This window comes from Chryseobacterium bernardetii, from assembly GCF_003815975.1.
In the GTDB taxonomy this organism is placed as follows: Bacteria; Bacteroidota; Bacteroidia; order Flavobacteriales; family Weeksellaceae; genus Chryseobacterium; species Chryseobacterium bernardetii.
Genome location: NZ_CP033932.1, coordinates 1,006,405 through 1,019,571 on the forward strand (window position 1 = coordinate 1,006,405; position 13,167 = coordinate 1,019,571).

The window sequence follows — 13,167 nt, forward strand, 5'->3', positions numbered from 1 at the left end:
AGATGCACAGCCATTTCATTTAGTAAAGAATAGTATTGCTGAAAAAAAACGGCCGCCCAAAGGACAGCCATTTATATTATCTTCTATTGATCAGATAACCACTTCTATCTGGTTTCTCAATAAGTCTTCAAATTCATCTCTTTTACGGATCAGATGGGCTTTCCCGTCTAGGAACAGAACTTCAGCAGGCTTTAATCTTGAATTGAAATTTGAACTCATTTCAAAACCGTAAGCTCCCGCATTGTGGAATGCAAGGATATCGCCCTCCCTTACTTCATGCAATTTTCTATCCCATGCAAAGGTATCCGTCTCACAGATATTTCCTACAACGGTATAAATTCTTTCTGCTCCTTTTGGATTGGATAAGTTCTCAATCATGTGATACGAATCATAGAACATCGGGCGGATCAGGTGGTTAAATCCTGAATTCACTCCAACAAAAACAGTAGCCGTAGTTTGTTTGATGACGTTAGCTTTTACTAACAGGTATCCGCTTTTTCCTACTAAGAACTTCCCGGGCTCAAACCATAGTTCGAATTTTCTTCCCGTTGTTTTTGAAAACTCACCTAAAACTTTTTCTACTTTTTTCCCTAGTGTTTTAACGTCGGTTTCTTCTTCGCTATCCTGATAAGGGATTTTGAAGCCGCTTCCCATATCCAGGTATTTCAGATTAGGGAAATGCTCAGAAAGTTCAAGCATGATATCCAGCGCCTGAAGGAAAACTTCAGGATCTTTAATTTCACTTCCTGTGTGCATGTGAAGCCCTTCAACGTTAAGGTTGGTACTCTTCATCACTCTTTCAATATGACGAAGCTGGTGAATGGAGATCCCGAACTTACTGTCGATATGACCTGTTGAAATTTTATAGTTTCCTCCGGCAAAGATATGCGGGTTGATTCTAACAAAAATAGGATAAGAATTTCCGTATTTATTCCCGAACTGTTCAAGAATAGAGATATTATCAATGTTAATATGAACTCCGAATGTCATTGCTTCCTCTATTTCAGCTAAGTCAACACAATTGGGAGTAAATAATATTTTTTCTTTTGGAAATCCTGCCTTTAATCCTAATTTGACTTCATTAATAGATACACAATCCAAAGATGCACCCAGCTTCTTGACATACTTAAGGATATTGATATTTGTTAATGCCTTCGCTGCATAGAAGAACTTAGTATGTTTTAAAAAAGAAGATGTAAGTTTTTCGTATTGAACTTTGATGGATTCAGCATCGTAAACGTACACTGGTGTGCCAAACTCATTGGCGATCTTTAATAATTCTTGTGAATTCATAATTTCATTTTAACATAAAAAAAGGCAGATTCTTAGAAAAAGAGCCTGCCACATTGATTATTTTTTATGCAAGACAAGTCTTTTAAATATTCCAAACCTTAGAGAACTTAACAGCTCCCTTTTTTCCAGTTTTTATTTGTTTAAAAATTTGCATTGCTTCTATTTATTTTTTGCAAAAATACTATTTATTTTTTATTCTGAGAAAAATGATTTGAAAAGCATCTTCTTTCTAATCAAAATCTAAGGCTTAAATTTCTCTATTATTTAGGTAGCGGCAACGTTTCAAAATCTCCACGCAGAAGTGCTAACTGTAATTCATTATTCAGGTCCGTTGAAGACAACTGGAGATCTATTTTTAATTTGGCAAGTTTACTTAATGTTTGTATCTGCGTAAACAGTTCATAAAAGCCGAAAGAGATTACTTTTCCGTTTTCAATAATTAAAAATAATTTTTCACCTAATTTTCTTCCTGTACCGAGCCAAAGCTCATTCTTTTTTCTGAACTCTATTTTCTGCTTCAATATGGCTACTTCACTGTATTCTTCATGAGTTTCAATGAACTGAACTGCTTTTGTTCCCTGGGTGAATGATCGGAATTTAAGGATTGGCTTTTCTGTTTTATTGAGCTTATTCTTTTCAACAATATATTTATTGTTTCTGAAATAAAGCCCGAAAGGCAGAATCTCTTTTTTCTTCACATTTTTAGAATTCAGGATCAGTTTGGCAATAATATCCGTTCCGGTAAGCTCAAAGTTGATCTGTTCTGAATCTTTTTGAACCTGTTCCCATTTTTTGGACTTGGAGTTGAATACCTTTTTTGAAAATTTATTGATATCCTGAACATAATCTGAGAAGATAATTCTGCCAGCCTCATCCTGAAAATAGACAAACCCTTTATCATTGGGAAGATCCTGAGTAAGTTCTTTTATCTTATTGATATAGGTTTTTGCATTAGTTTCCTCATGCTGTTTTTGGATGATCTCATTCTCAGTGTCTTTTGATATTAAAAGCTTGAAAAGCTCCAAAGTTGCTCTTGCATCTCCGTCTGCCCTGTGGTGATTGGTTAAAGGAATTCCCAATGATTTTACCAGTTTGCCCAACGAATAGCTTACTTCATCAGGAATCAATTTTTTAGCTAAAGGAATAGTATCTAAAGTATTGATTTTAAAATCGTAACCCAGCCTTTTAAATGATTGACGAAGCATCCTGTAATCAAAATCAATATTATGTCCTACTAATGTTGTATTTTGGGTAATTTCAATAACTCTTTTAGCTATTTCATGAAATTTCGGGGCCGTTTTCACCATTTTGGGTGTAATACTGGTAAGCTTTTGAACAAAAGGAGTAATTTCTCCTTCCGGGTTGACAAGGGATATGAACTGGTCTGTGATTTTCTGCCCATCGTATCTGTAAATGGCAATATCTATAATGCATTCATGTCTATAACCTGCACCATTACTTTCTATGTCTATAATTGAATACATTTATTTTCGTTAACTACTGTGTTTATTATTAAAAATTTCAGCTCTTTCATCAGATATTATTTCCCCATCAGTAAAGATAACCTGCTAAAATAGTAAAAAATATATCAAAACATAGCAGGCTGCTATACTGAATACTTACTACCTCCTTCTGCCCCCAAGGCCGAACATTCCAAGAATGGCTTTTGCTCCTTCCCGCATCAGGGTATTGGTAAAGGTTCTTCCTGCCTTACTCTGCAATACCTGCTCAAACATTCCCGGTTCTTCTTTCACTGGTCTTGTTCTTTGATCAGGCGTTGGATTTTGGGCAGCCTGTTCCATTCTGTTGGTTAACATTTCATAGGCAGATTCTCTATCTATTGCCTGTTCATACTTGGCTACCATAGCTGAACTGGAAGTTAATTCCGTAATTTCTGCATCACTCAGAACATCCATTCTTGATTCAGGAGAAATAAGGTAGGTATGAACCAATGGTGTGGGAATACCTTTCTCATCAAGAGCGGTAACGAATGCTTCACCAATTCCTAAATTCTGGATCAGGTTCGAAGCATTGTAGAACTCTGTAGTCGGATAGTTTTCAACCGCTTTGGAAATTTCCTTTTTATCTTTTGCAGTAAACCCTCTCAGGGCATGCTGTATTTTCAAGCCTAATTGAGACAAAACACTTTCCGGCACATCACCGGGAATCTGTGTAATAAAATAAATTCCCACGCCTTTTGAACGGATTAATTTCACCATTGTTTCAATCTGGGAAAGAAGGGTTTTTGAGGCTTCATCAAAAAGTAAGTGTGCTTCATCTATAAACAGCACCAGTTTTGGCTTTCCACTATCTCCTTCTTCCGGAAAAGTCATATAAATTTCAGCAAAAAGAGAAAGCATAAAGGTAGAAAACAGCTGTGGCTTATTCTGAATATCCGATACCCTCAGAATATTAACAACTCCTTTTCCATCCTTTGTTTCCAATAAATCCTGAACATCAAAACTCAATTCTCCAAAAAAATCTCCTGCACCCTGCTGCTCCAATGCTACGATAGATCTCAGAATAGCTCCCAAAGAAGCCGGGGCTATTGATCCGTAATTCGCAGCAAGTTCAGCTTTTCCCTGAGCGTTATCTGTAACATACTGAAGAACTTTCTTAAGGTCTTTAAGATCAATTAAAGGAAGTCCTTTATCATCACAATATTTAAAGACGATAGACATGATACTTTGCTGCGTATCATTAAGCCCAAGAATTTTGCTTAATAAAACAGGGCCAAACTCTGTTACGGTAGCTCTCAGTTTCACTCCTTTCCCTCCGGAAATACTCATCAGTTCTACCGGGAACCCTTGCGGAGTATAAGGAAGCTGAGTTTTTGCATACCTTTCTTCAATGATAGAATTCATCTGGCCGGCTTCTGCAATTCCGGAAAAGTCACCTTTAATATCTAAAACCAGTGACGGGATCCCCTGATGCGAAAGCTGCTCTGCAAACACCTGTAAAGTTTTGGTTTTTCCTGTTCCCGTTGCGCCGGCAATAAGGCCATGGCGGTTAATTGTTTTTAAAGGAATAGTTACATTCACTTCCGGAACTACTTCTCCGTCCAGCATTCCTTTTCCTAATATAATATGTTCTCCCTTGGGAGTGTATTTAGCATTTAATTCTTCAATAAATTGTGCTTTGTCTGCCATTTGATCACTTTTTAACTTATAAATATAAAATTTTCTTTAACATATTCTGTAATATTTCCTCTCTAACTTTCATTAATCGCCTGAGAAAACGGCCAGATTTCGGTTTAAGCAAAATTCAAACCACGGTATATGAAATAAAGAAACAGTATTGTTAAAAGCCTGTTGCCTATAAACAAACATGATAAAAAACAGTATTTGCTTTTTAATCCTATGTAAGGCATCCTTTTTGCTGAAAAAAACGACATTAAACATTTGTTTAACAAGTATTGAAAGAAACTATCAATTGAATTTAACATTTGATTTAGAATTTATCTAATACTTTGTATCTTTAACTATTAAAAAAATACCCAATGAAAATTGAACAAATATATACGGGCTGTCTGGCTCAGGGTGCCTATTATATTGTATCAGAAAACGAAGCGGTCATTATTGACCCTTTAAGAGAGGTAAAACCATACCTTGATCGTCTGGAAAAAGACAATGTTACTTTAAAATATATTTTTGAAACCCATTTCCATGCTGATTTTGTTTCAGGACACTTGGATTTAAGCAAAAAAACCGGAGCTCCGATTGTATATGGACCTACTGCTGTACCAGAATTTGAAGCTATTATTGCAGAAGATAACCAGATTTTTGAAATTGGAAAAATAAAAATAAAGGTACTTCACACTCCCGGCCATACAATGGAGAGCACTACTTATCTTTTGATTGATGAAAACGGTAAGGAAACAGCCATCTTTACTGGAGACACTCTGTTTTTAGGGGATGTAGGAAGACCGGACCTTGCTCAGAAGGCTACGAACCTTACTCAGGAAGACCTTGCTGGAATTCTGTATGACAGTCTTCAGAGTAAAATTATGCCTTTGGATGATGGCATTACGGTTTATCCGGCCCATGGGGCAGGTTCTGCATGCGGAAAAAATATGCAGAAGGAAACCGTAGATATTCTGGGAAATCAAAAAAGAACAAATTATGCCCTTAACCAGCCGGATAAGGCTTCTTTTATCAGAGAAGTACTAGACGGTCTTACAGCACCTCCAAAATATTTCGGAATGAACGTAGCCATGAATAAAGGAGGATATGAGAGTCTGGATGTAGTGATGAATAAAGGACTGCAACCTGTCTCTCCCCAGGATTTCGAAGCAATAGCTGAAGAAACCGGAGCTTTAATTCTTGATACAAGAGGGGCTGCAGATTTTCATAAAGGCTTTATCCCTAATTCCATCAATATTGGTTTAAAAGGTGACTTTGCTCCTTGGGTAGGAACTTTAATTGTAGATGTTAAGCATCCTTTATTATTGATCACAGATGAAGGAACGGAAGAAGAAGTCATTATCAGATTAAGCCGCGTAGGTTTTGATAATGTAGTAGGTTATCTGGAAGGAGGTTTTGAAGCCTGGAAAAATGCAGGGAAAGAAATTGACGAAGTGAAAAGGATCACTCCGGCTGAATTTGCAGAACAGTTTACAGCAGATTCAAAGATAATTGACGTTAGAAAGCTCACAGAATATTCTGCAGAGCATATTGATAATGCTTATAACAAACCTTTGGAGTCCATCAGTGAATGGGCACGTGATCTTGATAACTCTGAACATTTCTTTCTACACTGTGCAGGAGGATACAGAAGCATGATTGCAGCAAGCATCCTTAATTCACACGGAATCAGAAACTTTACCGAAATAGAAGGAGGTTTCAACGGCATAAAAAAAACAGAAAAATTTCCGACAACAGACTTTGTTTGCCAATCCAAAACATTCTAATATCATGAAGCTGCGTTTTTTTGGAATAATTTTAGCTTCTGTTTTAGCATTAAACAGCTGTAAAACAAACCATTCCGAGAAAGTCTCCAAGGCTAACATTAAGGATGTGGTTACAAGTTCAGATGTAACGCTGGTGGACGTAAGAATCCCTGAGCAGTATTCAGCAGGAACGGCTAAAAATGCCATCAACATTCCTCTGGCAGAAATCCAGAACAGCATTCAGACCCTGAAGGGTAAAAAAGTAGTTGTTTTCTGCAACAAAGGAGTACAGGCAGATCAGGCGATGGAAATTTTAAAGAAAAATGGTGTGGAAGCTTATGATGGAACAAGCTGGAAAAATGTGAAAGGTATCCAGGATGAAGCCGAAGCAGATAAAAAGTAAACTCATAAAACTCAAACTATGTCACAAAAATTCCAGGAAATCATCAATTCCGAAAGACCGGTACTTATTGACTTTTTTGCCACCTGGTGCCAGCCATGTAAGGTTCAGTCTTCTGTTTTAAATTCTGTAAAGGAAAATATAGGAGATGGAGCCAGAATCATCAAGGTAGATGTAGACCAATACCCTGCTCTGGCAGCACAATATGGGGTAAGAGGTGTACCTACTTTAGCAGTTTTCAAAAATGGAGAACTCCTATGGAAAGAAAGCGGAGTACACGATGTGAATACATTAACGCAACTTCTGCAACAATATATGTAAGAATATTATTAAGGCTGAGTTTGGAACTCAGCCTTATTCTTTATAAATCAATTGAAAAATGATCGCGGTCATTTAAAAACTGGAAATGGCTTCTGAAGTCTTTTAACTCATTCATATCCAGCTTTGCAGATACAATATTTCCATTCTTCTCTGAAATTTCCCTACCATCCGCAAAGAAGCAGTGAGAACTTTCCTGATAAAACAAATTATTTCCATCTGTCCCTATCCTATTGAGTCCAAACACTAAAGAAAGGTTCTCAATGGCCCTTGCCTTCAATAGATGTTCCCAGGCCCCTACTCTTTTTTCCGGCCAGTTTGCCACATATAAAACAGCATCATAGTCATCATTATTCCTTGCAAATACGGGAAAACGAAGATCATAACAAACCTGGAGTAAAAAACGGATTCCTTTATATTCTACAATAACTCTGCTTTTCCCCGGAGTATAAACCTTATCCTCACCCGAGAAAGAAAACAAATGCCTTTTATCATAGAAAGAAACTTCCCCATTAGGTTGTACAAAATACATTCTGTTGAAAAAATTACCCTTTTCTTCTACCGGAGCACTTCCACAAAACGCTGCATTTTTTTCTTTTGAGATTTTTTTTAAAAACTCCAGAGATTCTTCATTTCTATCAGAAACTTCTGATGCATCCATACAGAAGCCCGTTGAAAACATTTCAGGAAGCAGAAACAAATCTGCATCAAGAGTTTGAAGTTCTCGTTCTATTATTTTAAAATTTTCAGTTTTATTTTTCCAGATGATATCCAAATTGAGCCCTACAATCTTCATCTTTTTTATTTTTTAATTATTTCACAATATCTCAAGTATAAAAATACAGCTTTTATCTTGTATAATGAAAAGAGAGTTGTAATTCTTAATATTTATTAAAGTCTGCTATTTTTGTAGTATCCAATGCCTTTCGGTTTCATTTTTGATGCAGGTAATTTTTATTAATATCATTAAACATTATAAAATTTATGAAGAAATTGGTTTTTATGGTGATGATGTTTTTTTTCGGGATCACAGCTAATGCTCAGGCGTGGACTGGAAAAGGAGATCAAAAGATTCAACTGGGCCTGAGTGCCTGGGGATATGGAACCGGTATAACGGGAACTTACGACTATGGATTGAATAAGCTTATTTCTGTGGGGGCTGGACTTAACGGTTACTTCAGCAATTACAAGAACAACGACAAGGATAACCGTGTTTTTGTTTTTGGAAGACTGAATTTTCACCTACAGGAAGCTTTAAGCCTTCCACCAAAGCTGGATATTTATCCAGGAGTTGATGTAGGAGTGGTAGGAAAAGACTTTGGAATAGGAGCTCACATTGGTGCACGCTACTTCTTTACTGATAGAATTGGTGTATTTGCAGAGGTGGGTAATAACGGCAGTCTTGGAGTTTCATTCAATTTATAATCAAATAGTCCTGAAATATGACAAAGCTTCTCATTTCGAGGAGCTTTTTTATTTGGCATAGTTTTGATAATTGTTACCTTTGCAAATTAAAATCTAAAACTTATTAATGGAAATAGCAATCAAACTCTTCCAGTTCATTCTGAGTATTTCTATACTTGTAGTTCTTCATGAGCTTGGGCACTTCTTACCGGCAAAATGGTTCAAGACCAGAGCAGAAAAATTCTTTCTGTTTTTTGATCCTTATTTCTCCATATTCTCTATGAAGAAAGTTAACGGAAAATGGAAGTATAAATTCTTCTCTCAGAATCTACCTGATACTGAAGTAATAGAAGTCAACGGAAAAAAGGAAGAAGTTCCTATCGATATATCAAAACTTTCTGACGATGATTGGAGAAAATATCCGGAGCAGACAAAATATGGAATCGGATGGCTTCCTTTTGGTGGTTATGTGAAAATTGCCGGCATGGTGGATGAAAGTATGGATACAGCCCAGATGAAAAAACCGGCTGAACCATGGGAATTCAGATCTAAACCAGCCTGGCAGCGATTGATTATCATGTTAGGAGGAGTAACAGTAAACTTCTTTTTAGCATGGATCATATTTTCTGCATTGGTTGGAAAGAACGGAGAAACAATTTTTGATGCGGATAAAATCAATACACCGCTTCATTATACTGCTGCAGCTAAAAAAATGGGCTTCCAGGATGGAGACAAGATATTAAAAGTTGATGGAAAAGTTCAGAAAGACTTCAAAAAACTGGCATTAGACGTTTTATTAAGTGACGAGATTACAGTTTCAAGAAACGGAAAAGAAGTTACTTTCCCAACCAATGATGACGGAAAGGTAATGGCATTTCATGATCCGGAGCCAAGATCTTTCTTAACGCCAAGAATGTCTCCTATTATCGACACTATTGTTAGTCAATCTACAATGGATGCAGGGTTAAAATTAGGTGATAAAATTGTTGCCATCAACGGAAAACCTGTTTCTTATTACGATGAAGTAAAACCTTTAGTAGTTCCTAATGCAGGCAAGGTTGTGGATTTTCAGGTATTAAGGGACAATCAGATTACTGATCTTAAAATCCCTGTATCTAAAGAGGGAACTATTGGAATTCTTTCTTTCAAAGAAGCTGAGAAATTTATGGTTCATAATGAATATAATTTCTTTGGTTCAATTAAGAGAGGGTTTACCCTTACCATTGAGAGTTTAACATACCAGATCAAACAATTTAAGCTGATCTTTAACAAAAAAGTACAAGGATATAAAAAAGTGGGCGGTCCACTTGCTATTGTAAAGAACATGCCTATAAGTAAAGATGCACAAGGTGGTGTTTCTATTGACTGGACAGCATTCTGGGGCTTTACAGCAATGTTCTCTGTATGGTTGGCATTCCTGAACCTTATTCCTATTCCAGGACTTGACGGGGGGCATGTTATATTTACCCTATACGAGATCATTGTAGGAAAACCTGTTCCTCAAAAAGTTTTAGAAAACGCTCAGATGGTGGGAGTTATCTTCCTATTAGGATTAATGGCTCTTATCTTTGGAAGTGATATTATTAAAGCCATTACAGGAACTTTATAATTTTTTTGAAAATTTTTCTAAAAATATTTGCAGGGTATAAATATTCGTCCTATATTTGCACCACTTAAAACAAAGGACATTCCTCCTTAGCTCAGTTGGTTAGAGCATCTGACTGTTAATCAGAGGGTCGCTGGTTCGAGCCCAGCAGGAGGAGCAAAAGACTTACAGAAATGTGAGTCTTTTTTTATTTTTTTTGACTATGAATTCTAAAAACATATACTTTTTTTAACATCGTAACGGGGATCAAGCGCAAAAGTTGGGGGCTAGGCAAAAAGTTTAGCTAATCTGAAGATAAAAAAGGTTCTGTCTTTTACGGATCAAGCGCAAAAGTTGGGGACTAGGCAAAAAGTTTAGCTAATCTGAAGATAAAAAAGGTTCTGTCTTTTACTCCTCTGAGCTGCATTCTGAAGTTTTTTATTTTCGCATTGAAAGATTCAGCAGCAGCATTGGTGCTTCTTTGATCAAAGTAGTTGAGAATATTTCTATAATGATTCATTATTGTTTTTCTTAAGGTAGAAAAAGATTTAAACTCTGCTTCTTCCACATTTCTAAACCAATGGGCCAGTTTAGTCATGGCTACAGATTTCGAAATATTCTGGTTATAAATTTTTCTAAGTCCATCAGTCAATTCATATGCCTGTTCCAGATCAGGATACTGGGTAAAAAGGATCGAAGCTCTTTGTTTCTGGGACAGAGTCCATTTCTCACGGCTTTTATATAGTAAATACCTGCTTCTTACCAAGAGCTGTTTCCGGGTATCTCCATTTGCAAAAACTTCTGTTTCAGCTGAGTGACTGTTAAAAGGATTGTTTTCCATTTCAATGGCTTCCCAGCGATGCCTGATCCTGATCTCCTGAAGGGCCTCTATGGACAGCTTCTGAACATGAAAACGATCAATAACCTGTACTGCATCAGGAAAGCAGCGTTGGGCAATACGCTTCATGGAACCCGCCATATCCAATGTAATTTCGTTTACCTTCATCCGAAGTTTTCTGCTGATCTTCAAAAGATGTGTGATGACAAAATCACTCTGGGTACCTTTTATCATAGCAACAATACTTCCTTTTCTCCCTTTTGCTTTTTTGGAGGTAAGAACGGTATAAAGTTCTCCATCAGATAATGCTACTTCGTCTAAAGATAAGGAGGCTGAGACATTTTCAGGGTAAATGATCCAGTCCTCTGCGTGCGGTTTTTGTTCCCAGCTATGATATTCGCTGAGATTATTCTTGTATTGCCTCTGGAAGGTCTTGCCTTTGATCCCGAAAAATTCTGCTATAACTTTTAGGGGAAGAGCTTTAGTGTCTGCTAATTTTTTTTAAGAAGACTGCCAAATCCTTTGTCATCCGTGTGCCTTTCGCTACAAGCTGCCAGTCTCTCTGAAGGATCTCACCGGAGGATTTATCTGTCCATCTCCTTCTTTTAACATGGAGCTTTACGATTTTACCCCGTAATGGATAATCATCTACAATGATTTCAGGTAAAAAGCCCTTGGATTCAAGTCTCCTTTCTTTAAATTCATGGGGAATACTGTTTCTTTCTTCAAAATAAATATGAAGTTCTGCATCATGAGTTTCTGCTTTGAGGATATCAAAGTGCTCTACTAAAAATTCCGGAAGTAATAATTTAAGAAGGTCGTGATCGCTTAACATGATGCAAAGATAAAACTACTTAACATTCCCCCCAACTTTTGAGACTGAGCCTCTTTTACTCCTCTGAGCTGCATTCTGAAGTTTTTTATTTTCGCATTGAAAGATTCAGCAGCAGCATTGGTGCTTCTTTGATCAAAGTAGTTGAGAATATTTCTATAATGATTCATTATTGTTTTTCTTAAGGTAGAAAAAGATTTAAACTCTGCTTCTTCCACATTTCTAAACCAATGGGCCAGTTTAGTCATGGCTACAGATTTCGAAATATTCTGGTTATAAATTTTTCTAAGTCCATCAGTCAATTCATATGCCTGTTCCAGATCAGGATACTGGGTAAAAAGGATCGAAGCTCTTTGTTTCTGGGACAGAGTCCATTTCTCACGGCTTTTATATAGTAAATACCTGCTTCTTACCAAGAGCTGTTTCCGGGTATCTCCATTTGCAAAAACTTCTGTTTCAGCTGAGTGACTGTTAAAAGGATTGTTTTCCATTTCAATGGCTTCCCAGCGATGCCTGATCCTGATCTCCTGAAGGGCCTCTATGGACAGCTTCTGAACATGAAAACGATCAATAACCTGTACTGCATCAGGAAAGCAGCGTTGGGCAATACGCTTCATGGAACCCGCCATATCCAATGTAATTTCGTTTACCTTCATCCGAAGTTTTCTGCTGATCTTCAAAAGATGTGTGATGACAAAATCACTCTGGGTACCTTTTATCATAGCAACAATACTTCCTTTTCTCCCTTTTGCTTTTTTGGAGGTAAGAACGGTATAAAGTTCTCCATCAGATAATGCTACTTCGTCTAAAGATAAGGAGGCTGAGACATTTTCAGGGTAAATGATCCAGTCCTCTGCGTGCGGTTTTTGTTCCCAGCTATGATATTCGCTGAGATTATTCTTGTATTGCCTCTGGAAGGTCTTGCCTTTGATCCCGAAAAATTCTGCTATAACTTTTAGGGGAAGAGCTTTAGTGTCTGCTAATTTTTTTTAAGAAGACTGCCAAATCCTTTGTCATCCGTGTGCCTTTCGCTACAAGCTGCCAGTCTCTCTGAAGGATCTCACCGGAGGATTTATCTGTCCATCTCCTTCTTTTAACATGGAGCTTTACGATTTTACCCCGTAATGGATAATCATCTACAATGATTTCAGGTAAAAAGCCCTTGGATTCAAGTCTCCTTTCTTTAAATTCATGGGGAATACTGTTTCTTTCTTCAAAATAAATATGAAGTTCTGCATCATGAGTTTCTGCTTTGAGGATATCAAAGTGCTCTACTAAAAATTCCGGAAGTAATAATTTAAGAAGGTCGTGATCGCTTAACATGATGCAAAGATAAAACTACTTAACATTCCCCCCAACTTTTGAGACTGAGCCCGTAACGGTTTCTATAATACCATTTCGTCATTAAAAGTAAAGGATTAACTTAGGATTGATTTACAGCAGTCAATTTTGTATAATAAATCAGAGAAAGAATTCTTTTCCCTAATTTTGATATAAAGACTTTTATTATCCTCTAATAATTCTTAAAAAAGCCATTCAGAAATTAATCCACGCATCTAAATAGTAAACAAACCATCTGGAAAACTATATGATCACCATACAACGATTA

At 36.8% G+C, this 13,167-nt stretch carries 13 protein-coding genes and 1 tRNA gene; 6 read left to right on the plus strand and 8 right to left on the minus strand.

The window, feature by feature from the left end; all coding sequences use genetic code 11:
• Window positions 1-90 precede the first annotated feature (90 nt).
• The 3 genes from lysA to EG339_RS04715 all read right to left on the minus strand — a co-directional run bounded on the left by lysA (window position 91) and on the right by EG339_RS04715 (window position 4,442).
• Window positions 91-1,293: a diaminopimelate decarboxylase gene (gene lysA, locus EG339_RS04705; RefSeq protein ID WP_185146518.1), complete on the minus strand. Its 1,203-nt coding sequence runs from the start codon at window positions 1,291-1,293 to the stop codon at window positions 91-93.
• Window positions 1,294-1,553: 260 nt separating this feature from the next.
• Window positions 1,554-2,777 carry a 3'-5' exonuclease gene (locus EG339_RS04710; protein ID WP_123869097.1) on the minus strand — a complete coding sequence of 408 codons (1,224 nt, stop codon included), beginning with the start codon at window positions 2,775-2,777 and terminating at the stop codon, window positions 1,554-1,556.
• A gap of 138 nt (window positions 2,778-2,915) precedes the next feature.
• Complete coding sequence (locus EG339_RS04715; RefSeq protein WP_123869098.1) at window positions 2,916-4,442, minus strand: helicase HerA-like domain-containing protein; 1,527 nt, start codon at window positions 4,440-4,442, stop codon at window positions 2,916-2,918.
• Window positions 4,443-4,792: 350 nt separating this feature from the next.
• Here EG339_RS04715 and EG339_RS04720 point away from each other — a divergent pair, with 350 nt between their 5' ends.
• From EG339_RS04720 to EG339_RS04730, 3 genes are read left to right on the plus strand one after another with little or no spacing between them, the layout of a single operon-like run.
• Window positions 4,793-6,202, plus strand: coding sequence for an MBL fold metallo-hydrolase (locus EG339_RS04720; protein ID WP_123869099.1), 1,410 nt, complete (start codon window positions 4,793-4,795; stop codon window positions 6,200-6,202).
• 4 nt (window positions 6,203-6,206) lie between these two features.
• Complete coding sequence (locus tag EG339_RS04725; RefSeq protein ID WP_123869100.1) at window positions 6,207-6,584, plus strand: rhodanese-like domain-containing protein; 378 nt, start codon at window positions 6,207-6,209, stop codon at window positions 6,582-6,584.
• An 18-nt stretch (window positions 6,585-6,602) separates the two neighbouring features.
• Window positions 6,603-6,902 carry a thioredoxin family protein gene (locus EG339_RS04730; RefSeq protein WP_123869101.1) on the plus strand — a complete coding sequence of 100 codons (300 nt, stop codon included), beginning with the start codon at window positions 6,603-6,605 and terminating at the stop codon, window positions 6,900-6,902.
• Window positions 6,903-6,942: 40 nt separating this feature from the next.
• On the opposite strand, the gene EG339_RS04735 is transcribed toward EG339_RS04730, so the two are convergent.
• A complete protein-coding gene (locus EG339_RS04735; protein WP_123869102.1) occupies window positions 6,943-7,695 on the minus strand; it encodes a nitrilase-related carbon-nitrogen hydrolase in 753 nt (250 codons plus the stop codon).
• Window positions 7,696-7,883: 188 nt separating this feature from the next.
• Here EG339_RS04735 and EG339_RS04740 point away from each other — a divergent pair, with 188 nt between their 5' ends.
• The 3 genes from EG339_RS04740 (at window position 7,884) to EG339_RS04750 (ending at window position 10,066) form a co-directional block, all read left to right on the plus strand.
• The gene (locus tag EG339_RS04740) at window positions 7,884-8,324 is read left to right on the plus strand and encodes a DUF6646 family protein (protein WP_066693281.1); all 441 of its coding nucleotides are present in this window, start codon (window positions 7,884-7,886) and stop codon (window positions 8,322-8,324) included.
• A gap of 106 nt (window positions 8,325-8,430) precedes the next feature.
• Window positions 8,431-9,912 (plus strand): RIP metalloprotease RseP, encoded by a 1,482-nt coding sequence (gene rseP / locus EG339_RS04745; RefSeq protein ID WP_123869103.1) that lies wholly within the window; start codon window positions 8,431-8,433, stop codon window positions 9,910-9,912.
• An 80-nt stretch (window positions 9,913-9,992) separates the two neighbouring features.
• A tRNA-Asn gene (locus EG339_RS04750) sits at window positions 9,993-10,066 on the plus strand.
• A gap of 183 nt (window positions 10,067-10,249) precedes the next feature.
• Here EG339_RS04750 and EG339_RS04755 read toward each other — a convergent pair.
• From EG339_RS04755 to EG339_RS04770, 4 genes are read right to left on the minus strand one after another with little or no spacing between them, the layout of a single operon-like run.
• Window positions 10,250-11,188, minus strand: coding sequence for an ISAon1 family transposase (locus tag EG339_RS04755; protein WP_123869104.1), 939 nt, complete (start codon window positions 11,186-11,188; stop codon window positions 10,250-10,252).
• Between the two features lie 19 nt (window positions 11,189-11,207).
• Window positions 11,208-11,561: an ISAon1 family transposase N-terminal region protein gene (locus EG339_RS04760; RefSeq protein ID WP_123869105.1), complete on the minus strand. Its 354-nt coding sequence runs from the start codon at window positions 11,559-11,561 to the stop codon at window positions 11,208-11,210.
• Window positions 11,555-12,508, minus strand: a complete 954-nt coding sequence (locus EG339_RS04765; protein ID WP_123869106.1) for an ISAon1 family transposase — start codon at window positions 12,506-12,508, stop codon at window positions 11,555-11,557. The genes EG339_RS04760 and EG339_RS04765 overlap by 7 nt, the downstream gene beginning before the upstream one ends.
• 19 nt (window positions 12,509-12,527) lie before the next feature.
• Window positions 12,528-12,881: an ISAon1 family transposase N-terminal region protein gene (locus EG339_RS04770; protein ID WP_123869105.1), complete on the minus strand. Its 354-nt coding sequence runs from the start codon at window positions 12,879-12,881 to the stop codon at window positions 12,528-12,530.
• Window positions 12,882-13,167 lie beyond the last annotated feature (286 nt).

What these genes read in the sequence shown, in the direction of transcription:
- EG339_RS04720 (WP_123869099.1), top strand. Translation starts at nt 4,793, where the DNA reads ATGAAAATTGAACAAATATATACGGGCTGTCTGGCTCAGGGTGCCTAT.
- EG339_RS04730 (WP_123869101.1), top strand. Translation starts at nt 6,603, where the DNA reads ATGTCACAAAAATTCCAGGAAATCATCAATTCCGAAAGACCGGTACTT.
- lysA (WP_185146518.1), bottom strand. Translation starts at nt 1,293, where the DNA reads ATGAATTCACAAGAATTATTAAAGATCGCCAATGAGTTTGGCACACCA.
- EG339_RS04715 (WP_123869098.1), bottom strand. Translation starts at nt 4,442, where the DNA reads ATGGCAGACAAAGCACAATTTATTGAAGAATTAAATGCTAAATACACT.
- EG339_RS04740 (WP_066693281.1), top strand. Translation starts at nt 7,884, where the DNA reads ATGAAGAAATTGGTTTTTATGGTGATGATGTTTTTTTTCGGGATCACA.
- EG339_RS04710 (WP_123869097.1), bottom strand. Translation starts at nt 2,777, where the DNA reads ATGTATTCAATTATAGACATAGAAAGTAATGGTGCAGGTTATAGACAT.
- EG339_RS04735 (WP_123869102.1), bottom strand. Translation starts at nt 7,695, where the DNA reads ATGAAGATTGTAGGGCTCAATTTGGATATCATCTGGAAAAATAAAACT.
- EG339_RS04760 (WP_123869105.1), bottom strand. Translation starts at nt 11,561, where the DNA reads ATGTTAAGCGATCACGACCTTCTTAAATTATTACTTCCGGAATTTTTA.
- rseP (WP_123869103.1), top strand. Translation starts at nt 8,431, where the DNA reads ATGGAAATAGCAATCAAACTCTTCCAGTTCATTCTGAGTATTTCTATA.
- EG339_RS04725 (WP_123869100.1), top strand. Translation starts at nt 6,207, where the DNA reads ATGAAGCTGCGTTTTTTTGGAATAATTTTAGCTTCTGTTTTAGCATTA.
- EG339_RS04770 (WP_123869105.1), bottom strand. Translation starts at nt 12,881, where the DNA reads ATGTTAAGCGATCACGACCTTCTTAAATTATTACTTCCGGAATTTTTA.